This window comes from Pseudomonas sp. PvP001, from assembly GCF_040546375.1.
Lineage (GTDB): Bacteria > Pseudomonadota > Gammaproteobacteria > Pseudomonadales > Pseudomonadaceae > Aquipseudomonas > Aquipseudomonas coleopterorum.
This window is the reverse complement of the sequence record NZ_JBEPNQ010000001.1, coordinates 3,462,319-3,483,671: the sequence shown is the minus strand read 5'-3', so window position 1 is coordinate 3,483,671 and position 21,353 is coordinate 3,462,319. Positions and strand designations below refer to the sequence as shown.

General features: G+C 62.9%; 16 protein-coding genes and 3 pseudogenes. 7 read left to right on the top strand and 12 right to left on the bottom strand.

Annotated features, from left to right (window positions below; genetic code table 11):
• Nucleotides 1-16: 16 nt before the first annotated feature.
• From ABMD26_RS15965 to ffh, 7 genes are all read right to left on the bottom strand, one after another.
• Nucleotides 17-751, bottom strand: coding sequence for a DsbC family protein (locus ABMD26_RS15965; RefSeq protein WP_043193042.1), 735 nt, complete (start codon nt 749-751; stop codon nt 17-19).
• Between the two features lie 142 nt (nt 752-893).
• The gene (xerD, locus tag ABMD26_RS15960) at nt 894-1,790 is read right to left on the bottom strand and encodes a site-specific tyrosine recombinase XerD (RefSeq protein WP_354310646.1); all 897 of its coding nucleotides are present in this window, start codon (nt 1,788-1,790) and stop codon (nt 894-896) included.
• Nucleotides 1,791-1,983: 193 nt separating this feature from the next.
• Complete coding sequence (gene rplS, locus ABMD26_RS15955) at nt 1,984-2,334, bottom strand: 50S ribosomal protein L19 (RefSeq protein WP_049861276.1); 351 nt, start codon at nt 2,332-2,334, stop codon at nt 1,984-1,986.
• Nucleotides 2,335-2,376: 42 nt separating this feature from the next.
• Entirely contained in the window at nt 2,377-3,129 is a 753-nt protein-coding gene (trmD, locus tag ABMD26_RS15950; RefSeq protein WP_049861275.1) for a tRNA (guanosine(37)-N1)-methyltransferase TrmD, read from the bottom strand.
• Between the two features lie 3 nt (nt 3,130-3,132).
• Nucleotides 3,133-3,672 carry a ribosome maturation factor RimM gene (rimM, locus tag ABMD26_RS15945; protein WP_090360108.1) on the bottom strand — a complete coding sequence of 180 codons (540 nt, stop codon included), beginning with the start codon at nt 3,670-3,672 and terminating at the stop codon, nt 3,133-3,135.
• A gap of 5 nt (nt 3,673-3,677) precedes the next feature.
• A complete protein-coding gene (gene rpsP, locus ABMD26_RS15940) occupies nt 3,678-3,929 on the bottom strand; it encodes a 30S ribosomal protein S16 (protein WP_008366201.1) in 252 nt (83 codons plus the stop codon).
• A 257-nt stretch (nt 3,930-4,186) separates the two neighbouring features.
• Entirely contained in the window at nt 4,187-5,569 is a 1,383-nt protein-coding gene (gene ffh, locus ABMD26_RS15935; RefSeq protein WP_043193032.1) for a signal recognition particle protein, read from the bottom strand.
• A gap of 167 nt (nt 5,570-5,736) precedes the next feature.
• Between ffh and ABMD26_RS15930 the strand changes: the two genes are divergently transcribed.
• On the top strand, nt 5,737-6,549 hold the full coding sequence (locus ABMD26_RS15930; protein ID WP_122742487.1) for a cytochrome C assembly family protein: 813 nt from the start codon (nt 5,737-5,739) through the stop codon (nt 6,547-6,549).
• A 10-nt stretch (nt 6,550-6,559) separates the two neighbouring features.
• A complete protein-coding gene (locus ABMD26_RS15925) occupies nt 6,560-7,795 on the top strand; it encodes a transporter associated domain-containing protein (RefSeq protein WP_354310641.1) in 1,236 nt (411 codons plus the stop codon).
• 63 nt (nt 7,796-7,858) lie between these two features.
• Here the strand turns inward: ABMD26_RS15925 and purT are convergent.
• The 4 genes and pseudogenes from purT to ABMD26_RS15905 form a co-directional block, all read right to left on the bottom strand.
• Nucleotides 7,859-9,041, bottom strand: a pseudogene (purT, locus tag ABMD26_RS15920) (formate-dependent phosphoribosylglycinamide formyltransferase).
• 124 nt (nt 9,042-9,165) lie between these two features.
• Entirely contained in the window at nt 9,166-9,366 is a 201-nt protein-coding gene (locus tag ABMD26_RS15915; RefSeq protein ID WP_090360119.1) for a DUF1289 domain-containing protein, read from the bottom strand.
• On the bottom strand, nt 9,363-9,887 hold the full coding sequence (locus ABMD26_RS15910) for a gamma carbonic anhydrase family protein (RefSeq protein ID WP_090360123.1): 525 nt from the start codon (nt 9,885-9,887) through the stop codon (nt 9,363-9,365). The genes ABMD26_RS15915 and ABMD26_RS15910 overlap by 4 nt, the downstream gene beginning before the upstream one ends.
• Nucleotides 9,888-9,938: 51 nt before the next feature.
• Entirely contained in the window at nt 9,939-10,538 is a 600-nt protein-coding gene (locus tag ABMD26_RS15905) for a CoA pyrophosphatase (protein WP_134723631.1), read from the bottom strand.
• Between the two features lie 135 nt (nt 10,539-10,673).
• Here ABMD26_RS15905 and ABMD26_RS15900 point away from each other — a divergent pair.
• The 5 genes and pseudogenes from ABMD26_RS15900 (at nt 10,674) to ABMD26_RS15880 (ending at nt 21,027) form a co-directional block, all read left to right on the top strand.
• Nucleotides 10,674-11,229, top strand: a pseudogene (locus ABMD26_RS15900) (NUDIX hydrolase).
• A 189-nt stretch (nt 11,230-11,418) separates the two neighbouring features.
• Nucleotides 11,419-11,838, top strand: a pseudogene (locus ABMD26_RS15895) (L,D-transpeptidase family protein); the annotation flags it as partial.
• 243 nt (nt 11,839-12,081) lie between these two features.
• On the top strand, nt 12,082-13,722 hold the full coding sequence (locus tag ABMD26_RS15890; RefSeq protein ID WP_354310636.1) for a ShlB/FhaC/HecB family hemolysin secretion/activation protein: 1,641 nt from the start codon (nt 12,082-12,084) through the stop codon (nt 13,720-13,722).
• 59 nt (nt 13,723-13,781) lie between these two features.
• Nucleotides 13,782-18,371, top strand: a complete 4,590-nt coding sequence (locus ABMD26_RS15885) for a hemagglutinin repeat-containing protein (protein WP_354310634.1) — start codon at nt 13,782-13,784, stop codon at nt 18,369-18,371.
• A 190-nt stretch (nt 18,372-18,561) separates the two neighbouring features.
• Entirely contained in the window at nt 18,562-21,027 is a 2,466-nt protein-coding gene (locus ABMD26_RS15880; protein WP_354310632.1) for a two-partner secretion domain-containing protein, read from the top strand.
• Between the two features lie 14 nt (nt 21,028-21,041).
• Here the strand turns inward: ABMD26_RS15880 and ABMD26_RS15875 are convergent, their stop codons facing one another.
• On the bottom strand, nt 21,042-21,353 hold the full coding sequence (locus ABMD26_RS15875; protein WP_134723637.1) for a YqfO family protein: 312 nt from the start codon (nt 21,351-21,353) through the stop codon (nt 21,042-21,044).

The following is a 21,353-nucleotide window of genomic DNA, read 5'->3' as shown; positions in this document are numbered from 1 at the left end:
GACGTGCGAGTGCCGCTCAGCCTTTCGCGTCGAGCGCCAGCTTGGCCACGTTCGCAGCCGGCTGGTAGCCAGGGATGACCTGCCCGTTTTCCAGCACGATGGCTGGCGTGCCGCTGACACCGATCGACTGGCCCAGCTCGAACTGCTTGGCAACCGGATTGACGCACGACGGTGCCTTGATGGTATCGCCCGAGACCATCTTGTCCATGGCCGCCTTGCGGTCCTTGGAGCACCAGACGGCCTGCAGTTGTTCGTCACCGGCCGATTTCAGACCCTGGCGCGGGAACGCCACGTAGCGGACCTCGACACCCATGCGGTTCAGCTCGGGGACTTCGGCGTGCAGCTTGTGGCAGTACGGGCAGGTGGTGTCGGTGAATACGGTAATGTGCGATTTGGTTTCGCCCACCGCCGGGTACACCACGGTATCGGCGACCGGAATGGCGTTGATGGTCTTGGCGATGGCCAGCCGTTCGGTCTTCTCGGTCAGGTTGACCGGCTTGCCGTTCTGGATCTGGAACAGGTAGCCCTGCATGACGAACTGGCCGTCGGCGCTGGCATACAGCACGCGACCGCCCTTGAGCTTGACCTCGTACAGGCCATTGAGCGGGCTCGCGCCCACGCTTTCGATGGGTACTTCCAGTTGCAGGGTCTGCAGGGTCTTGCGAATCGCTTGCTCCGCAGCCGGGTCGGCCACGGCAAAAGTGCTGGCCAACGCAAGGGCTGCGGCGGCGAAAAGACGGGTCACGCGCATGGGAACTCCTGGAGCGACGGACTTGAGGGGCAGTGGACGATCAGCTCGTCACGGCCCGCTGCATAAACCGGGCAAGCCTACCACATTCATTGGGCAAGACCGACTGCGGACAACGCTCGACACAGTACCGAATCGTCCGATTTCATCCGCGCGGATGATGTTTGGCATGCAGGTCCTGCAGACGCGCGCGCGCCACGTGGGTGTAGATCTGGGTGGTCGACAGATCGCTGTGGCCGAGCAGCATCTGCACCACGCGCAGATCCGCGCCATGGTTGAGCAGATGGGTGGCGAACGCATGGCGCAGCGTGTGCGGCGACAACGACTTGGCGATGCCGGCGACCTGAGCCTGGTGCTTGATGCGATGCCAGAAGGTCTGCCGGGTCATCTGCTCGCCACGCTGGCTGGGAAACACCACATCACTGGGCCTGCCGCCGAGCAGCTCCTGGCGCCCGTCGTGCAGGTAGCGCTCGACCCAGACCACGGCTTCCTCGCCCATGGGCACCAGGCGCTCCTTGTTGCCCTTGCCCACCACGCGCAACACGCCCTGGCGCAGATTGACCTGATCCAGCGTCAGGCTGATCAATTCGGTCACCCGCAGGCCGCAGGCATACAGCACCTCGAGCATGGCGCGGTCACGCTGGCCGATCGGCTCGCTCAGGTCCGGCGCCTTGAGCAGCGCCTCGACGTCGGCTTCGGACAATGATTTGGGTAACGGCTTGCCCAGTTGCGGCATATCGATCTGCAAGGTCGGATCGCTGCCGATCAGTTTCTCGCGCAGCAGGTAACGGTAGAAACCACGCGCACCCGACAGCAGCCGCGCCGTGGAGCGCGCCTTGTAGCCCTGCTCGACCCGCCAGGCCAGGTGATCGAGCAGCACCTCGCGGCCAGCCGCCTCCAGCGCGATGCCGCGCTCCTGCAGCCAGCCGTTGAACAGGGCAAGGTCACTGCGATAGGCGTCGCGACTGTTTTCGGAGAGGCCTTTCTCCAGCCACAGGGCGTCGAGGAATTGGTCGATCAGGGGGTGGTCTAGGGCTGGCATCGAGATCGTAGGGTTGTGGGAATCCGAGGATGATAACAGGGCGCAGAGTCAGGGCGACGCCTTCGCGGGCAGAGCCCGCTCCCACATGAACATCGCCATTGAACACTCACCTGCCGACACTCGCCCACAAACCTTCACCCACAAAAAAGGCAGCCCGAAGGCTGCCTTTTCCTGCATCAGAGACAAACTGTACTCAGGACAGTTTTTCCTTGATACGTGCTGCTTTACCAGACAGGTCGCGCAGGTAGTACAGCTTGGCTTTACGCACGTCACCACGACGTTTCACGGCCATGCTGTCGATCTGCGGGCTGTAGGTCTGGAAAGTACGCTCTACACCTACACCGTTGGAGATTTTACGAACGGTGAAAGCACTGTTCACGCCGCGGTTGCGCTTGGCGATGACAACGCCTTCGAACGCCTGCAGACGGGAACGATCACCTTCCTTCACTTTCACCTGAACGACGATGGTGTCGCCCGGGGCAAAGGGAGGGATTTCTTTGCTCATCTGCTCGGCTTCGAGTTGCAGAATGATTTTGTTGGTCATGCTGTGCTCCTAAGGCAAATCGTCTGAATTGCCATCGATACGTTAACTATCGTTCCGCTCGCGGAGATACTCCGCCAGCAGCTTGTTCTCTTCTCCAGAAAGCGAGCGTCTTTCCAGAAGATCGGCACGTCGTTCGTAGGTCCGCCCAAGGGACTGCTGCAAACGCCAGCGCCGGATGTGTGCATGATTGCCGCTAAGCAATACGTCGGGAACACGCTGATCCGCATACACCTCCGGTCGGGTGTAGTGCGGGCAATCCAGCAGACCGTCCGTGAAGGAGTCTTCCTCCGCGGAGTCCGCATGCCCCAAAGCTCCGGGCAGCAGTCGTGTAACCGCATCGATCAGGACCATGGCGGGCAATTCACCGCCCGACAGCACATAGTCGCCAACAGACCACTCTTCATCGACATGAGCTTCAATGAAACGCTCGTCGATGCCTTCATACCGCCCGGCGATCAGAATCAGGGATTCGGAAGTCGCCAGTTGTTTCACGGCGCCCTGTACCAGCGGTCGGCCCTGGGGCGAGAGGTAGATCACCTTCGCCGCTTCCCCTGCTGCTGCCTTGGCCTGAACCAACGCGTCTTCCAGAGGCTTGATCTTCATCACCATTCCCGGACCACCGCCGAAGGGCCGGTCATCCACTGTGTGGTGACGGTCCGTGGTGTAGTCCCGCGGGTTCCAGCAGGTCAGTTGCAACAACCCCTGTTTCACCGCGCGGCTGGTAATGCCGTACTCACTGATGGCCGAGAACATCTCGGGGAACAGGGTGATCACTTCAACGCGAAGGGTTGCCATCGCCTAGAAGTCCGCGTCCCAATCCACCCTCATCTCGCCAGCGGCCAGGTCGACCTTCAACACGCATTGCGCCGTATAGGGCAACAGGCGTTCACGATCATCCAGGCTGCCCGCGCAGGGCTTCACCACCATTACATCGTTGGCGCCGGTCTCCAACAGGTGATCGATGGTGCCGAGCAGTTGCTCCTGCAGATCGATGACCTTCAGGCCCTGAAGCTGATACCAGTAGTAATCATCTTCGGCCAGGTCGGGCAAAAGGCTGCGCGAGATGCAAATCTCGTAACCGGACAGAAGACGGGCTTCGTCGCGATCATCCAGGCCTTTCAACTTGGCAACCAGATCCTTTTGTGTGGATCGGCCGCTGACCAGCTCTACCTGTTTGACGACAACCCCATCGCGCTTGAGCGTCCAGGTCTTGTAGTCGAGCAGGTTTTCTATCGGATCGGTAAAGGAAAAGACCTTCACCTCGCCGCGAACGCCGTGTACCGAGAAAATCTTGCCGACGACGATCAAGTCATCAGCGGAATCTGGCGTCGCGTTCATATTGCTCAGGCCGCGGCCTTGGCAGCTTCCTTCAGCAACTGAGCAACGCGCTCAGAAGGCTGTGCACCCACGCTCAACCAGTGGTTGACGCGCTCTTGGTTCACGGACAGACGGATTTCCTGACCACGGGCAACAGGGTTGAAGAAACCCACGTGCTCTTTGTGGGAACCGTCACGCGGGTTGCGCGAATCGGTTACGGTCAGTTGGTAAAACGGGCGCTTTTTGGAGCCGCCACGGGCAAGACGGATGGTTAGCATTGAACATCGTTCCTGTAGTCGGTGCTGCAAATCATAATGCACAGCGGGCACACGGGTGCCCGAAAGGCCGCATATTCTCAAGGAATACACGGACATTTGCAAATGCCTTTTTCCGATAGGTCGGGGCTTGCAGCGTGGATTTGCCTATAAGCCGTTGCAAGCAACGGAGTTTGGCCATATGGCCAGGGTATTCATCGGCACGGGGAGTGGACGTGTGGGAGCAGACTCCCGCAGGGCTCTCGTGCCGACGGAATGCGTTACATCTTGGGCATGCCGCCACCGCCGCCGGGCAGCATGCCGCCCATGCCGCGCATCATTTTGGCCATGCCACCCTTGGTGGAAAACTTCTTCATCATCTTCTGCATCTGCTTGTGCTGCTTGATCAAGCGACCGATGTCCTGCACCTGGGTGCCGGAACCCATGGCGATGCGACGCTTGCGCGAACCGCTGATCACGTCCGGGTCGCGGCGCTCGGCCGGGGTCATGGAGTTGATGATGGCTTCCATCTGCTTGAACTGCTTCTCGGCCACGTTCTGGGCGTTGCCCATCTGCGAGAGATTGACGCCGCCGATGCTGGGCAGTTTGTCCATCAGGCCACCGAGGCCGCCCATGGTCTTCATCTGCACGAGCTGGTCACGGAAGTCTTCGAGGTCGAAGCCCTTGCCCTTCTTCAGCTTCTTGGCGAGCTTGTCGGCCTTGTCCTTGTCCAGCGTCTGTTCGGCCTGCTCGATCAGGCTGAGCACGTCGCCCATACCCAGGATGCGCGAGGCGATCCGGTCGGGGTGGAACGGCTCGAGCGCTTCGCTCTTCTCGCCCATACCGATGAACTTGATCGGCTTGCCGGTGATGGCACGCACCGACAGCGCGGCACCGCCACGGGCGTCGCCGTCGACCTTGGTGAGGATCACGCCGGTGAGCGGCAGCGCATCGCCGAAGGCCTTGGCCGTGTTGGCCGCGTCCTGACCGGTCATGGCGTCGACCACGAACAGCGTTTCAGCCGGCTTGACGGCCGCGTGCAGTTGCTGGATCTCGCCCATCATCTCGGCGTCGATGTGCAGACGGCCGGCGGTGTCGAGAATGACCACGTCTATGAACTTGAGCTTGGCCTCGCGGATCGCGGCGTGGGCGATGTCCACCGGTTTCTGGCTGATGTCGGACGGGAAGAAGGTCACGCCGATATCGCTGGCCAGGGTCTCCAGCTGCTTGATGGCCGCCGGACGGTAGACGTCGGCCGACACCACCATCACGGTCTTCTTCTTGCGCTCCTTGAGGAAGCGCGCCAGCTTGCCGGCGGTAGTGGTCTTGCCCGCGCCCTGCAGACCGGCCATCAGGATGACCGCCGGCGGGGTCACCGCCAGGCTCAGTTCCTCGTTGGCGGCGCCCATCATTTCGACGAGCTCGGCCTGGACGATCTTCACGAATGCCTGGCCCGGGGTCAGGCTGCGCGAAACCTCGGTGCCGACCGCACGCTCCTTGACCTTGTTGACGAAGTCCTTCACCACCGGCAGGGCGACGTCGGCTTCGAGCAACGCCATGCGCACTTCGCGCAGGGTGTCTTTGATATTGTCCTCGGTCAGCTTGGCTTTGCCGGTAACGTGGCGAAGCGTCTGCGAGAGGCGGTCTGTAAGGTTTTCAAACATGTCGCGATCCTTTCTGGCTCTGGTTGAGCCGAGGTTGTGGCGGCAATAGCAGGCCGGCGATTATAACCAAGAGTGGGTGCCACGGACACTGCGCGGTATGCAGTCTTTCGTCGGCGGGCATTTGATGCCAAACTCAGGCACTTTCCGGCTTGTGCTCCACAGGACCTATGCTCCCCTTGTCACCCAGTCTATTACCCACCCTCGCCGCCGCCTGCCTGTACGCCGCTGCGACTGCCTATCAGGCGACCCGCATTGGCCAGGGCAGCAAGGCTGACAAGCGCCTGCTCTACCTGTTCGGCTTCCTGGCCGTCATCGCTCATGGCTGCGCGTTGTTCTCGCAACTGCTGACACCGCTGGGGCTGAGCCTGGACTTCTTCAGCGCCGCCAGCCTGATCGCCGTGGCGGTGATCGCCCTGACCCTGCTGGCGACCAGTCAGATTCCCGTGGAAAACCTGCTGGTGCTGCTGTTCCCCCTGGGCCTGGCCACCATCCTGATCGCGCAGTTCGTGCCTGGCGGAACCGCGCCGCTGATCCACGAAGAGCCTGGCATCCTTACGCACATCCTGCTGTCCATCCTCGCGTACGGCATGTTCACCATCGCCGTGTTCCAGTCGCTGCTGCTGTTGCTGCAGGATCACCAACTCAAAAACAAGCACCCCGCCGGACTGATCAAGAACTTTCCGCCGCTGCAGACCATGGAAAGCCTGCTGTTCGGCTTCATCTGGGCTGGCTGGGGATTGCTGTCGCTGTCGCTGATTTCAGGCTGGGTGTTCGTCGAGAACCTGTTCGCGCAGCACCTGGTCCACAAGACCCTGCTGGCGTGCCTGGCCTGGATCGTCTTCAGCGTCCTGCTGTGGGGGCGCAATCGCCTGGGCTGGCGCGGGCACAAGGCGATTCGCTGGACGCTGGCCGGGTTCTGCCTGCTGATGCTGGCCTATTTCGGCAGCAAGCTGGTTCGCGAATACATTCTGCACATCTGACAGGTCACCCATGGACACTCTGCCCCTAGGGCCGATGCTCGGCGCGCTGGCGCTGGCCATTCTCCTCGCCGCGCTGCTGTGTGCAGTGGACGCGGCGGTGCACACACTCGCCGCTCAGCGTCCTACCGGGCGCAACGGCGATCGGCCAGTGCTCCAGGCGCCCGTGCCCAGCCTGATACTGCTGAGCACCCTGGTCCGCGCCCTGGCCGTGACCCTGGGCGTCACGCTGGGCATCTATCTGCGAGGCGCTCATGGCGCCTGGCTGGGGGGCCTGGGCACTGCAATCACGCTGCTGGTGCTGGCCGACTACCTGCCACGTCATCTTGCCCAGCGCTACCCGCGGCCGTTCATCGGCATGGCCAATGCGCTGCTGGCACCGCTGCTCAAGCTGGTCTGGCCGCTGGCGTGGTTGCTGGACGGCGCTGCGCGCCTGCTGGTCGTACCCTTCGCCCGCAAGGACCCGAATCAGGGCCCCCGGCAGGAACCTGCCCAGCCCCGCAGCGTGCTCGATGAATTGGCTGCCGAGGCGCGGAGCAACAAGCCGCACCTGGCCAACAGCATTCATGCCCTGGACAAGATCACGGTCAACGACATTCTGGTGCCGCGCAACGAGATCGACGGGATCAATCTGGAAGACTCGCTGGACGAGATCATCGACCAGCTGATGATCAGCCGGCACACCCGCCTGCCGGTTTTCCACAATGACATCAACCATGTCGAGCGCGTGCTCAACACCCGCCAGATCAGCCACTTGCTGCCTCAACGCGAGTTGACCATCGAAGCCTTGCTGGCTGCCTGCTACGAAGCCTATTTCGTACCGGAAAGCACGCCCCTGCAGATGCAGTTGCTCAACTTCCACAAACAGCAGCGGCGGCTGGGCATCGTCGTCGACGAGTACGGCGAGGTGCAGGGCATCGTCACCCTGGAAGACATTCTGGAAGAGATCGTCGGCGAGTTCGAAGATGACGACGCCCTGGCCAACCCCCATATCCACCCGCAGCTGGACGGCCGCTTCGTGGTCGAGGGCCAGGCCTCCATCCGCGACATCAACAAGAGCCTGGGCTGGCACCTGCCCAGTGACGGCCCCAAGACCCTCAACGGTCTGGTGACCGAGGCGCTGGAAAGCATCCCGGCCAGCGCCGTGTGCCTGAAGATCGGTCGCTACCGGATGGAGATTCTCGAAACCGAGGAAAACCGCGCGTCGCGGGTGCTGATCTGGCACGCAAGCAGCTTGCCTGCGGCGTGACGCGAGCGCTGCATTCTTGCTTGACCGGCGCCTCCCTTCGGCAGGCGCCAGCCAACCTGCCCCTTACAGCTCGACCTTGACCGCCTGCGAGGCACGTGTGGCCTTCGCCCGGGCCGCTTCGATCGATTCGTCGCGGGCCAGGGCCACGCCCATGCGCCGTTGCCCATTGACCTCCGGCTTGCCGAACAGACGCAGCGCCGTATCCGGTTCGGCCAGTGCCGCACCGAGGTTGTCGAAGGCGGTCTGGCGAGAATTGCCCTCGACCAGAATCACCGCCGAGGCCGACGGCCCGAACTGACGAACCAGCGGGATCGGCAGGCCGAGAATGGCACGGGCATGCAGGGCGAACTGGGAAAGGTCCTTGGGAAATCAACGTGACCAGACCGGTGTCATGCGGACGTGGCGAAACTTCGCTGAACCAGACCTGATCGCCCTTGATGAACAGCTCGACGCCGAACAGACCACGCCCACCCAGGGCTTCGGTCACCGCGCGAGCCACACGCTCCGATTCGGCCAGGGCCACCGGGCTCATCGCCTGGGGCTGCCAGGACTCCTGATAGTCGCCCTTCTCCTGGCGATGGCCGACCGGCGCGCAGAACGTCGTGCCGCCCACGTGGCGCACGGTCAGCAGGGTGATCTCGTAGTCGAAGTCGATGAAGCCCTCGATGATCACCCGGCCCTTGCCGGCGCGCCCGCCTTCCTGGGCATACTCCCAGGCCGCCTGGACGTCGGCGGACGTGCGCAACAGGCTCTGGCCCTTGCCCGAGGAACTCATGACCGGCTTGACCACGCAGGGGAAACCGAGGTCCTGCACGGCGCGCTCGTAGTCCTCGAAGGTGTCGGCAAAATGATACGGCGAGGTCGGCAGGTCCAGCTCTTCGGCAGCCAGACGCCGGATGCCCTCGCGGTTCATGGTCAGCTGGGCCGCACGCGCGGTCGGGACCACGGTGAAACCCTCGGACTCCAGCTCCACCAGAGTGGCCGTGGCGATGGCCTCGATCTCGGGCACGATGTAATGCGGCTTTTCCGCTTCGATGACCGAGCGCAAGGCCGCGCCGTCGAGCATGTTGATGACGTGGCTGCGATGGGCAACCTGCATGGCGGGCGCATCGGCGTAGCGATCCACGGCAATGACTTCGACGCCCAGGCGCTGCAGCTCGATCACCACTTCCTTGCCCAACTCGCCGCAGCCACACAGCAATACGCGGGTCGCGGTCGGCGACAGGGGGGTTCCGATACGGGTCATTTCAGGTCCTCAGGGAAGCGTCTGGATCGAGGGGCAGCACGCACGCCTGCCCGACAGGGGCGGGCATTTTAACCCAACACGGCGTTGCGCGCGCCAGTCTCGCCGCCCGAGGGCAGGTGCTCGACTAAACGCCTGGCAACATCAGGCCCTGGGCCACGGCGCGCTGATGAGCCAGACGCAGCACGTCGCGACGCTGATCGTCATTCATGCGCCCCCACTGGGTGATTTCGACTGCGGTACGCTGGCAGCCTGTGCACACATCGTCCTCGTCCAGTGCACACACACTGATGCAAGGCGACTTGACCGGTTTGGGTAGAGGATTCATGAATCCTGCTCGATCAGTTCGCGCGCGTAGCGCTGGGCATTGTGGACGTAGTGCGCGGCGCTGGCTTCGAGCATGCGCTTCTGGGCTTCGGTCAGTTCGCGCACGACCTTGCCCGGTGACCCCATGACCAGCGATCCATCGGGAATTTCCTTGCCTTCGGCGATCAGCGAGTTGGCGCCGATGATGCAATGCTTGCCGATCCTGGCGCCGTTGAGGATGACCGCGTTGATCCCGATCAGGCTGAAGTCGTCCACGGTGCACCCATGCAGCATGGCATTGTGGCCAATGGTGACGCCGCGACCGATGGTCAGCGGCACGCCGGCGTCGGTGTGCATCACGGTGCCGTCCTGGACGTTGCTGTGCTCGCCGATGTCGATCAGTTCGTTGTCGCCGCGCAGCACGGCGCCGAACCACACGCTGGCGCCGGCCTGCAGCCGCACCTTGCCGATCAGGGTGGCATTGGGTGCGGTCCAGCTGTCGGGATGGGTTTCGACGCGAGAGTCGCCCAGACGGTATTTCATGTGATGTCCTCGACGCAGCAGCGGTCGGCACGGCACCTGGCCGAACGACGCTCAGATGGCGGTGTAGTGCTCGGGAGGCCGGTGCAGGCTGATCCGGGCGTCATACATCAGGTTGACCAGCTCGACGATCATGATCGCCGACAATCCCCAGATCTTGTATTCGCCGAAGCGGTAGCTGGGCACATACCAGCTGCGCCCCTGGTAATCGATGCGGTGGGTGTGTTCGCGCGGATCCTGGCGGAAGAACTCCAGCGGCACGGAGAACACGGCAGCGATTTCGGCATCGTTTGGCTGGTATTCGACGTAGTCGGGAATGATCCCGACAAAAGGCGTGACCTTGAGCCCGTGCTTGGAGACCAGCGGGCTGAGCGGACCGATCACTTCCACCAGCCCCGGCGGCAGACCGATTTCCTCTTCGGCCTCACGCAGGGCGGTGAACACCAGGTCCGGGTCCTGCGGGTCGCGCCGGCCGCCGGGAAAGGCCACCTCGCCGCCGTGGGTGGAGAGCCCCGAGGCACGCAGCGTCAGGACCAGTTCGGGCTCGTCGCTGCGAGTGATGGGCAGCAGCACCGCCGCTTCGGGAAAACGGCTGTCGGTTTCCAGCGTGCGTGGGGTGTGGTTGCTCACTCGGCGCAGTAGCTCGTCCAGCATGGCGTTTCTCGATCCGTGGCCTGCTGGCATGATGCACCAAAAGCCGCTGGCAGCCCAAGCCCGATTTGCCATGCCGCGGGCTTGCGGCCCTCGGACAGTACGGCCAAGATAGCGGCAGCCATCAAGGATCTCAGCATGAATTTCTGCAGCCATTGCGGCAACCCGGTGACCCTGCGCATTCCTACCGGCGACACACGTCCCCGATTCGTCTGCGGACATTGCCACCTCGTTCATTACCAGAATCCCAAGGTGGTGGCAGGCTGCATTGCCGTATGGCAGGGGCAGGTGTTGTTGTGCCGGCGGGCCATCGAGCCGCGCCGCGGTTTCTGGACCCTGCCGGCAGGCTTCATGGAAAACGGCGAAACCCTGCAACAGGCCGCCAGCCGCGAAACCATGGAAGAAGCCTGCGCCCAGGTGACCGACCTTGCGCTGTACACCGTTTTCGATCTGCCGCACATCAGCCAGGTGCAGGTGTTCTACCGCGCCGAAATGTCCGAGCCTGTATTTGCCGTGGGTGAGGAAAGCCTGGAAGTGGGATTGTTCGCGCAAAATCAGATCCCTTGGGCGGAGCTCGCTTTCCCCACCGTCGGGCGTACCTTAGAATACTTTTTCGCCGACCGCGCTGGAGCACAACTATCCGGTCCGCAACGAGTGCCTGGGGCCCCTGCTCGCGCGGCCGCCTCAGACCTGACCCGACGCACCGGCCCCTACGGTGCGTGTTCATTGCAGGAATACCCCATCGATGCGCTGCCTGATCGCCCTGTTCTGCCTGTGCTTGACCGTAAGCGCCCAGGCGGCCTTCACCGTTACCGTGGAACGCAAGCCGGTTGACCAGATCGGCGTTGCGGCGAAACCGGGCAAGCGCCTGGGCGTGGACCCGATCGATAAGGTGCTGGTGCTCAAGACCAGCCGCCAGTTGCAGTTGATCAGCGACGGCGAGCCGCTCAAGAGCTATCGTATCTCTCTGGGCAAGCAGCCCAACGGAGCCAAGGAGCGCGAGGGAGACAAGCGCACCCCCGAGGGTTTCTACTGGCTCGACTGGCGCAAGGTCAGTGACCGCTTCAACCTGGCCATGCACGTTTCCTACCCCAACATCAGCGACGCGGCCCGGGCCCGCCGCGAGGGCGTCGCACCGGGCAGTATGATCATGATCCACGGCACCCCGATCGACGCGGAGTATCCGGAATGGTACTTCGCCACGCTGGACTGGACCGATGGCTGCATCGCCATGAAAAACGACGACATGCGTGAAGTGTGGAGCCTGGTCAAGGACGGCACGATGATCGAGATCAGGCCTTGAACCGAACGCCCTCTGCACTGACGCGATCGTAGCGGTCCTTCAGACACCATAGGAACCATCCTACGACTGGTTCCTTTTTCTAATCCTCGCTTTCCTACTGTCTGTCAGATTCTTCCTACCAATACCCCCTCTCCCCTACCCGTTCCCAGGGAAGTCCTCCCTCTTAGAGTGGCCCTCTACTGATTGGTCGACGACTGGGGCTGGGCTGCAATGACGATTTTCCGCAAAGACTGCCTGTTATCCATGTTGCTGTTGGGACCTGCCCTGGCGCTGGCGGAAACAGACGTGCCACGACTGAACGAGCAGATCCTGCGTCAGTTCGACAGCCAGCGTCTGGAGCGTGAGGCCAACGAACGGGCGCAGCGGCTGGAAACCCTCAATAAAGATGCAGAGTTGCAGGCGCCTGCCGCCGCGCAGCGGGTCGAGCACGACACCGAGTGCTGGCCGGTCTCCGGCGTGCACGTGCAGGACAACCAACTGCTGGATACCGCTGCACTGCAGGCCGTGCTGCAGCCTTGGGTTTCGCCTTGCATCGGCGTCAACGACATCAACCAGATGCTCCTTGCGCTGACCAGTGCCTATGTGAAGGCCGGCTACATCGCCGCCAGACCCTATGTCCTTCGATTGCCCCAAGCAGATGGAGAGCTGGTCATTGCCATGCTCGAAGGCTTCATCGAGTCGATCGAAATCGCCGATGGCAGTACCGATCTGGCGCTGGGCAGTGCATTCCCCGGAATGATCGGTCGCCCGCTCAAGCTCACCGATGTGGAAAGTGGTCTGGACCAGCTCAACCGATTGCGCTCGGTCGACCTGACCCTGGACATCGCACCCGGCGAGCAGGTAGGCGGCACGCGGATCATTCTGCGTCCACAGGACGCAAGCAAATCCTGGGCGCTGGGCACCGGCCTGAACAACCGAGGCAGCGACAGCTCCGGGCGTCACCAGGCGCAATTGAGCCTGAGCCTGGACAACCCGTTGCACCTCAACGATTCGCTGGCGGCCAGCTATGCCCACAGCCTGGACGGTGGTCCGGGATTCAGTCGCCAAGGCGGGATGTTCTACGAAATCCCCTACGGGCGTTGGACCCTGAGCGCTTCGGCGAGTCGTTTCGAGTCCCGCGCACCGCTGCCCAATCGCCATAACGTGGCGCAAAGCCTGGACAGCTACGGGGTCAAGCTGGACCGAAGCCTGTGGCGCAACCAGACGACGCTGCTCAACGCCGACCTGCGCCTGGACCAGACCCGAGCCGACCTGCTGTTCGACGGCACTACCGTGCGCAACGGTCGCACCACGCTCAGCGTCGCCAGCGTAGGGCTGAACGTGACGCACCTGGGTGATTCGGTGTGGAGCGGCTATCTGGGCTATTCCCGAGGACAGGGTTGGCTGGGAGGTGATCGCACGCCCCTGCGCCATGACGCTCCCCAAGCGCATTTCGAAAAGTACCGGGGCACGGTTACCCGCCGTTCGCTGTTCGACGTTCTCGAACGACGCTGGGCCTGGAACACCGAGCTCGATCTTCAGTACAGCCCGGATCCGCTGCCCAGCCTGGAACAGCTGCGCCTGGCCGGCAGCAGCAACGTGCGCGGTTACCGTCTGGACAGCCAGCCGGTATCCAAGGGCGCCACGCTGCGCAACACCCTGAGCACTTCCCACCTGCTGGCTCCCGGCCTGTATCTGACGCCCCGTGCCGGGCTGGACCTGGGTTGGGGCCAGCACACCTACAACGAGGTCCAGACCCAGCACGCCGTCGGCTTGAGTACCGGCGCGGCCCTGAGTTGGGGCGATGGACAGCTGACGCTGGATTATCAACGCGGTTTGCATCGACGTACCAGCACTTCACCGGAGCCAGGTTTCTGGACGATCGGGCTCTCGCAAGTCTTCTGACACCTGCGCCCTGAAACCCAGGTTCTGCCATACAAGCTCTGACAACAGGTAAACATCCCATGAAAAAACCATCACGTTTTGTTCAGCGCGACACCCTGCGCCTGGCGATTGCCAGTATCGTCCTGGCCCCCTACATGGCCAACGCCGCCCTTCTCCAGTCGGACCTCGATTCGGGCGCTGCGCCGGTCATCATCAACAGCCCGGACCGTGCGCCTGTCATCGACATCGTCGCACCCAATGCCGCAGGCCTCTCGCACAACCGCTACGTGCACTACAACGTCGGCCAACCGGGCGTGGTGCTGAACAACAGCTTGCAGTCCGGCCGGGCACATGTGGCTGGGCAGTTCCAGGATGTCCAGGCCAACGCGCAGTTCAGGGGCCGGGCCGCCAGCACGATCCTCAACGAGGTGACCAGCCGTTACCGCTCCGAGATCAAGGGCGAGCAGCTCATCTTCGGCCAGGCGGCCGACTACGTATTGGCCAACCCCAATGGTATTTCCCTCAACGGTGCGCAGGTGAACCTGGGCCTGGACCGTCAGGCGACCTTCCTGGTGGGTCGGCCGCAGGTCGAGAACGGCCGTATCGCCGGATTCGACACGGGCGGTACGGTCGACCCACGCGCGGCACTGCGAGTGAACGGTACAGGTGTCACGGTGAACGGCGGTTCGCTGGCTCTGATCGCGCCGAGGATCGACCAGCAAGGTCAGATCAGCGCACAGCAGAATCTCGACATTCTCTTGGGCAGCCACCGGGTCGATGCCGACAGCCTGGCAATCAGCAACATCCAGCAGAACAGCTTCAAGACCGACGCGCAGTTGGTCGGGGCCATGCATGCCAGCCGGATCAATATCCTGAGCACACGCGAAGGTGCTGGTATCAACATGGGCGTCAGTCGAGTCGAGGCGCGGCAAGGCATCGATGTAGCGTCGCGCGGCAATCTGCACATCACCAGCACCGCTCAGCGCGACGGCCTGCCCACTCAGGGCCTGTTGAACGCCGGCGATGGCGACCTTCGCCTCAGCTCGGCGGGGGATCTGAACATCACGTCGGTAAACGCCCGCGGCGCATCGATCACCGCCGATGCCGGGGCGAACCTGACGCTGGACACCTTGACCCGCACTACCGAATCCAGTGTCAGAACAGGTGTGGATAACAGCTGGTATTTCGTGCCTGCGGGCGCGACCACCACCACGGTCTACAAGAAGCAGGACCAACACCTGACCAACAGCCTGGACGCAACGCGCAATGTGACCCTGACGGCAGGCAACAACGCCAAGCTCGCCGCCACCCACATCAACAGCGGCGGTGACATTGCCGTACGCGCAGGCAACGCGCTGGACGTGATTGCCAATGTCGATGAAACGCTGGACCGCGTGACCGTCAGCAATAAACGCCAAGGTGCGCAACGCCAGGACAGCACCGCTGTGCAGAAGACGCAGACCGCGGCGTCCAGCCGCCTGGAAGGTCAGTCGGTCAGACTGGCGGGGCGTACCGTCAAGGTCACCGGCAGCGACTTGACCAGCCGCGGCGATATCGACCTGGCTGGCACCGACACGGTGGAGATCGGTACCGTCGAGTTGAGCGGCAACGTGGTGCAGGACAGTCGCGAAGGTCATGTGATCGTGCGGCGCACGCGCACTGAACTGCACGACCGCGAGCAGACGACCGACTACCGTGGCAGCCAGCTCAAGGCGAACGCCGGCAAGGTCGAGGTCAAAGCCGATCGCGTCGAGCTGGTCGCCGCGCAGGTCCAGGCCAAGGACATCAGCCTGCAAAGCCGTTCCGAAAACCTCACGGTAAAAGGCGCACAGGCGTACAAGCACCTGGAAAACGCCCGCCTGGACTCTGCGTTGTTCAGCTCGTCCGACCGCAGCTATGACCGCACTCAACACACCTACCAGGGCAGCTCGCTCGACGCCAGTGGCGAAGTGGTTCTGGAGAGCCGGAAAGATACCCGGATCACAGGGTCGAACATTTCGGCCGGGGGCAACCTGAAGATCAAGAGTCACGGTCAGTTGACCGTCGATGCCGGTGAGCAGAGCAGCGAGTCCACACTCAAAGGCAAGGACTGGAACCTGACGGTCTTCGTCGAGGCTGCCGGACCCGGCTCGGGACAGCCGGTGGACGGGGCGCAAGGCGCGTCGGGACAGTGGAACGCAGGCGCCGGGTCGCGCGAGCAGTGGACCCTGGACACGGCGAAACTGAGCACCCATAAAGGCAGCAGCCTGAAGGGCAAAAACGTCACGCTCGAGGCGGGCAAGACCTTGGCCATCGTTGGCTCGTCGGTCGAGGCCGAGCAGGACGCCATGCTCACGGCCGAGGACATTCGCATCCTGGCGACGCAGGCGCTGCGCAGCTTCCGCAACCAGGCGACTGGAAGGACCGTGGGCTATGAGATCACCGCAGGCCTCGACCGCATCGGCTCGGGGTCCGCTTTCGCGCTGCAGACCGATACCGATGGGCGCAGCGAGCGCGTGCACACACGCAGCACCATCAAGGCAGGCAAAGACGCCTACCTGACGGCAAAAAACCTGACAACACAAGCGGCGCATGTGGAAGCCGGCCAGCTGTTGCGGGTGCGCGCCGACAATGTTCGCAACCAGGCGGTTACCGACATCACCAAGACGGCCCTGGATTACAACAAGATCAAGCTCAGTGCAGGCAGTTCGCTGGACTACGGTGCCATCGCTCGCCAGGTGCAAAAGCTGTGGACCGGCGTCGATCAGACCAGCCTGTATTCCAACGGCCTGGAAGAAGGCCTGCTGCCATGGAGCGTGGGCATCAATCTCAAGGCGGACTACCTGGATCGCAGCACCCAATCGATGACCGATATTGCCCGCGTCTCGGCGTTCAAGGGTGGTGATATCGATATCGCGGTCACCGGCAAGCTGCATGACGTCGGAACCCAGTACGAGAGCACGGTCGGAGCGATCGCCCTGAGCGCTGGCAGCCATACCCTGGACGCAGCCCGTAACAGCGTTCGCACCACCATCGATGCGCTGGGGGTGGACGCCATCGCGCGCCTGGAAACCTCGACCATTGCCGACTGGGCCTTGGGCGCCGGCGCGCGTGGCTACAGCAGTGCGCAGTACAAGACGGTGGACACCGCTGTGGTCGGCAGCCTGGTCGGCAAAAAGGGCATCGCCATTCAGCTGGGCACCGATGGCTTGTATGAGGGCACACTGATGAGCAGCGAGAACGGGCCGATTCGGATCGACAGCGGTGGCAACCTGCAACTGCGCCAGGCCAGAAACAGTATCGTCAAGCACGACGACGGTACTCGCGGGCGCGGCGCTGCCCAGCTCAGCGGCATCGTCGCACCCGTGCCGGTGGTAACGGGCGGAGCCATCGCCGGTAGTGGGCAATACACCGAACTGGACAGCACCCAGATCATCGGTGTCGGCGGCAGAATCGACACCTCGGGTGCGGTGACGCTCAATGCCAAGGGCAACATAATCATGCAGGGTACCGATATCGGTTCGCAGCAAGCCCCTGTCGAGAGTCTGTCGGTCAATGCCGGGGAAAGTGTGGTGGTGCTTGCCAGCGTCGATAGCGCCAGCGCCAAGGGTAATGTCTATGGCGGCAGCGGCTCGCTCAAGGTCAGCGCGCAGACGCCTACAGGCGGTTTGCCGCTGGCTGGCGGTGCAGGGTTCGAGATCGGCCAGACCGACGAAAAATCGACCGTGCAACGCGGTGCGCAGTGGCATGTACGTGACGACCTGACCGTGACGGCAGGCAGCGACCACGTCGCGGCGATATTGCTGGAGGGCTTGCAGGCCAACGCCAGCCGTATCGCGCTGGACGCCAGCAACGGGGGTATTCATATCAACGCAGCACAGTCGCTCAGCAAGCGCGACAACAAGCTGATTTCCGCCAGTTTCAACCTGGGGGGGCAAACAGGGAGTAACAAGCAGACCTACTCGCTCAACGAGTTCGCTGCCGACTTCAAGCTCGACTACGACAAGCTGCAGAGCAGTACCTACGCCAACGCCCGGTTGACCGCGGACACGGTCGACTTCAACACCCCAGGTGAACTGCGGCTGGCCGGTGCGCAGGTGCACGCCGATCAGATCAACGGCTCGGTAGGCAGCCTGCAGGCGATCAGCGTGAAGGACGATGTCGACGCCATCACCGTCAAGGCCGAGGCCGCAATCGGCAAGGGCGGAGATCCATGGGGGGCCATCGGTGGACTGGCGAGCCTGGCGGGCGAATGGGGCAACAAGACCAAACAACGCCTGGAGCAGCTGAACGCGACCTATTCGTTCCCCGTCTCGGCCAAACTCGACTTCGAACTGCGCCGCGAACTGCGGGACACCGTGGCCCAGAGCACGGTACTCAATGGCCGGGACAGCCTAGGCCTGAACGTGGCCAAGGAAACGCTGTTGCAGGGTGCGCAGCTGCAGACGACGGGCAATCAGGTGACGCCAAGCAACGACCGTCTGCAGACCAGTGACCTGGATTCGCGCGACCGACTGGTGACCGTGTCGCTGCTGGCGCGGACCCCGTCGCTGAGCGCGATCAAGAACCTGTACAGCGATCTGCAGAAGGACAAGCCCGAAGAGGTGCAGATCGACACCGGGCTGTTCCGCGCAGGCGGCCATAACCGGACCCAGCACCTGACAGGGGGAGTGGAAAAACTTTCGCTCTGAGGCTTCGTCACGGCCCTGTCTGAACGGGGCCGCAGCTCTCATCCCGGCCTGACAATTCTTTGGGCCGCATCCTACGGGGCACTGCGCGCAGTGCCCCTGTCGCTCGAAGTACACCCTTCCTAAGGTAATCCCCTGTGCATCGGCCACCGCTCGATGCACAGACCAATCCAGGACCTAAGGAAAGACCTCGATGACTCACAACACGAAACACCCGCGCCACCTGACGCCACGCTCGCTGCCGCTGGCCATCGCCGCCGCCTTGCTGGTGCCCTGCTCGTACGCCTGGGCCGATGGCCTGGAACCCTTGGATGGACACGCTGGAGCGCCGACCATCCACACCGATCGGACCGTTCCGGTGATCGACATCGTCGCACCCAACCAAACGGGGCTCTCGCACAACTTCTACAGCGAGTACAACGTCGGTACCGAGGGTGTAGTGCTCAACAACAGCGTGGTCGCCGGACACAGCGAACTGGCCGGTGCGTTGCAGGCCAACCCACAGTTGGGCGGGACGGCGGCCAGCACCATTCTCAACGAGGTGGTCGGCCACAGTCGCTCCAACGTCAATGGCCCGCAAGCGATCTTCGGCGCGGCGGCGGACTATGTGCTGGCCAACCCGAACGGCATCACCCTCAACGGCGCCAGCCTGGCCAATGTGCCGCGTGCCACCTTCGTGGTCGGTTCGCCCACGCTGCAGGATGGCCAGCTGCACCAGCTCGCCACCCAAGCGGCCAAGGGTGCACTGCGGGTGGACAAGAACGGCGTGAGCAACCTGGAAGGCAGTCTTGCGCTGATAGCGCCAAGCATCACCAGTAACGGATCGATCCGTGCAGGCGGCGATGTCGACCTGGTGCTCGGCAGCAACCTCATCGATTACGCCAAGAGCGAAGTCGTCAGCAGCACGCGCATGCCCAAGCGCATCGATGCCAACCTGCTCGGCGCCATGGACAGCGACGGGCGCATCCGTATCGTCAGCACCCACGAGGGTGCCGGGATCAAGATGCCGGGCATCCGAATGACAGCGAATAAAGGCATCGACCTTTCAGCCGCAGGCGACATCAATCTGCAAGGCCGCGCCACCACCGACAAACCCGCCCCACAGGCACGGCTCGACGCAGGCAGCGGTGAGCTGAACATCAATGCCACGCAACAGCTCAACATGGCCGACGCGCAACTGCGCACTCAAGGCGGGATGGCCCTGACCGCGCACACGCTGCGCAGCCAGGGTGTGGATGCGGTTGCCGACGGCACCTTGCGTATCCGCGCCAGCACGGCAAGAAACACGGCAGACCAGGCAATGGTCAGCCGGTATCAGGGCGGCGAGGTCGATGTCTCGGTCGATGGCAACATCAACGACGTGGGAACGTCCTATCTGAGCACCACGGGTGTGACCCGCATCAGCGCGCAGAACCACGACCTCAAGGCCGCCGCAGAAAAACTCGGCGAAGGTACGAGCCAGGCGAAGGTGGGGACGATTGCAGGTGTGGCCGGCATCGACATCCAGCTCAAAGGTAATGGCCAGTACGAAGGCACGGCGTTCAGCAGCGCGAAGGGTCCTGTCACCGTGAACGCTGGCGGCGCACTGTCGCTGAACCAGGCCAGCCATCACAAGCAGTCCGTGGATGGTCAGCGTACCGTCAACGAACGTCAGGCCGTCGTGGCGCGCCTGGACACACCGGGCATGGTCAGCCTGTCTTCCGGACGTGACGTGGTGCTGACAGGCGTACAGATCGGTTCTCAGGAGCAGAAGGTCGACACGTTGAACATTTCCACAGGCGGCAAATTGCTGAATCTGGCGGGCGTCGACAAGGTGACGGCCACTGGGCATCACGTAGCGAACAGCGATCAAGGCCTGCAGATGAGCCAGACGGAGCGCGACAGCTATCGCCAGGTGCATTCGCAGTGGCGAGTTGCCAACGACGTCAAGTTGAGCGCACTGGCGCGTCACAGCCAGGCCATCACCTTGCAAGGCACTGAAATCGATGCCGCCCGGATCCAGCTCCAGGCAACCAACGGTGGCGTTCAACTGGAAGCGGCTACCCAGCGCACCCAGGCGGATGTGAAGACATTCGACATCGGTTCGGAAACCGGCAAATCGCAGCTCGCGATCACCCAATACAAAGAAGACAGCAAGACCTATCGCAACGCCAGACTGGTGGCCGATACCGTCCAGGTCGATACCCACGGCCAGCTGCGACTCGATGGCGCCGAAGTCCAGGCACAGACGATCACCGGCAGCGTTGGTGGCAACCTGGTGGTTACCAGCCGCCGTGACGATGTGAAAGTGCTGAACGTGGACGGACAGGCTCGACTGGACGCCGAGGCGACGCCTGGCGCACTGGCCAGTGAGACTGCCATGTTGGCCGGCAAGTGGAACAAGGCGGCAACCGAAGCCTTGCAAGCCTACGGCTCGGCGGGTGCAGGCAGCGCGATAGAGCAAGGCAGTTTCGACTTCAAGCGCACTGACCGAGAGGGCGTCGCCAAGGCTTCCGCCTTGTCGGCTACCGAAGGCATGACGCTGAAGGTCGCAGGTGTGGTGGATCAGGCTCAGCACGCCCAGGGCGTGAGCGAACTGCAGAGCCATAACCTGGTGAAGGTACGCGAGGGCAACCTCGATCTGGTCAAGCGGGTGTACGGCCAGATGCGTCTGCGCTGAAGAACGGTGGCGGCTTACAGCTCGTGAAGCCGCCACACTTCATAGGCCGGCGTTTCATAGGGGTGGGCAAGCTTGAGTGCTTGCACCACCTGTGCAATGAGTGAATCGGCCACGACCAGCTCGACCTTCCACTCCTCGACCTTTTCCACGACGTCCGCCTGCCCGCAAAAGGGTTGGCTCCCCGCTAGCGGCCGAAACTGGCCCTGCCCCATCACCTGCCACGAACAGTTGTCGTAGGCGCCGATGCGACCGCCACCGGCGGCGAATACAGCGCTTTTGACGAGCTCGACATGGCTGTCGGGAACGAAGAAGGCCAGTTTGAACAC

Bases quoted from the DNA above. Each gene is read 5' to 3' on its own strand.
- ABMD26_RS15965 (WP_043193042.1), bottom strand. From the start codon at position 751: ATGCGCGTGACCCGTCTTTTCGCCGCCGCAGCCCTTGCGTTGGCCAGC.
- xerD (WP_354310646.1), bottom strand. From the start codon at position 1,790: ATGCCAGCCCTAGACCACCCCCTGATCGACCAATTCCTCGACGCCCTG.
- rplS (WP_049861276.1), bottom strand. From the start codon at position 2,334: ATGACCAACAAAATCATTCTGCAACTCGAAGCCGAGCAGATGAGCAAA.
- trmD (WP_049861275.1), bottom strand. From the start codon at position 3,129: ATGGCAACCCTTCGCGTTGAAGTGATCACCCTGTTCCCCGAGATGTTC.
- rimM (WP_090360108.1), bottom strand. From the start codon at position 3,672: ATGAACGCGACGCCAGATTCCGCTGATGACTTGATCGTCGTCGGCAAG.
- rpsP (WP_008366201.1), bottom strand. From the start codon at position 3,929: ATGCTAACCATCCGTCTTGCCCGTGGCGGCTCCAAAAAGCGCCCGTTT.
- ffh (WP_043193032.1), bottom strand. From the start codon at position 5,569: ATGTTTGAAAACCTTACAGACCGCCTCTCGCAGACGCTTCGCCACGTT.
- ABMD26_RS15930 (WP_122742487.1), top strand. From the start codon at position 5,737: ATGCTCCCCTTGTCACCCAGTCTATTACCCACCCTCGCCGCCGCCTGC.
- ABMD26_RS15925 (WP_354310641.1), top strand. From the start codon at position 6,560: ATGGACACTCTGCCCCTAGGGCCGATGCTCGGCGCGCTGGCGCTGGCC.
- ABMD26_RS15915 (WP_090360119.1), bottom strand. From the start codon at position 9,366: ATGAATCCTCTACCCAAACCGGTCAAGTCGCCTTGCATCAGTGTGTGT.
- ABMD26_RS15910 (WP_090360123.1), bottom strand. From the start codon at position 9,887: ATGAAATACCGTCTGGGCGACTCTCGCGTCGAAACCCATCCCGACAGC.
- ABMD26_RS15905 (WP_134723631.1), bottom strand. From the start codon at position 10,538: ATGCTGGACGAGCTACTGCGCCGAGTGAGCAACCACACCCCACGCACG.
- ABMD26_RS15890 (WP_354310636.1), top strand. From the start codon at position 12,082: ATGTTGCTGTTGGGACCTGCCCTGGCGCTGGCGGAAACAGACGTGCCA.
- ABMD26_RS15885 (WP_354310634.1), top strand. From the start codon at position 13,782: ATGAAAAAACCATCACGTTTTGTTCAGCGCGACACCCTGCGCCTGGCG.
- ABMD26_RS15880 (WP_354310632.1), top strand. From the start codon at position 18,562: ATGACTCACAACACGAAACACCCGCGCCACCTGACGCCACGCTCGCTG.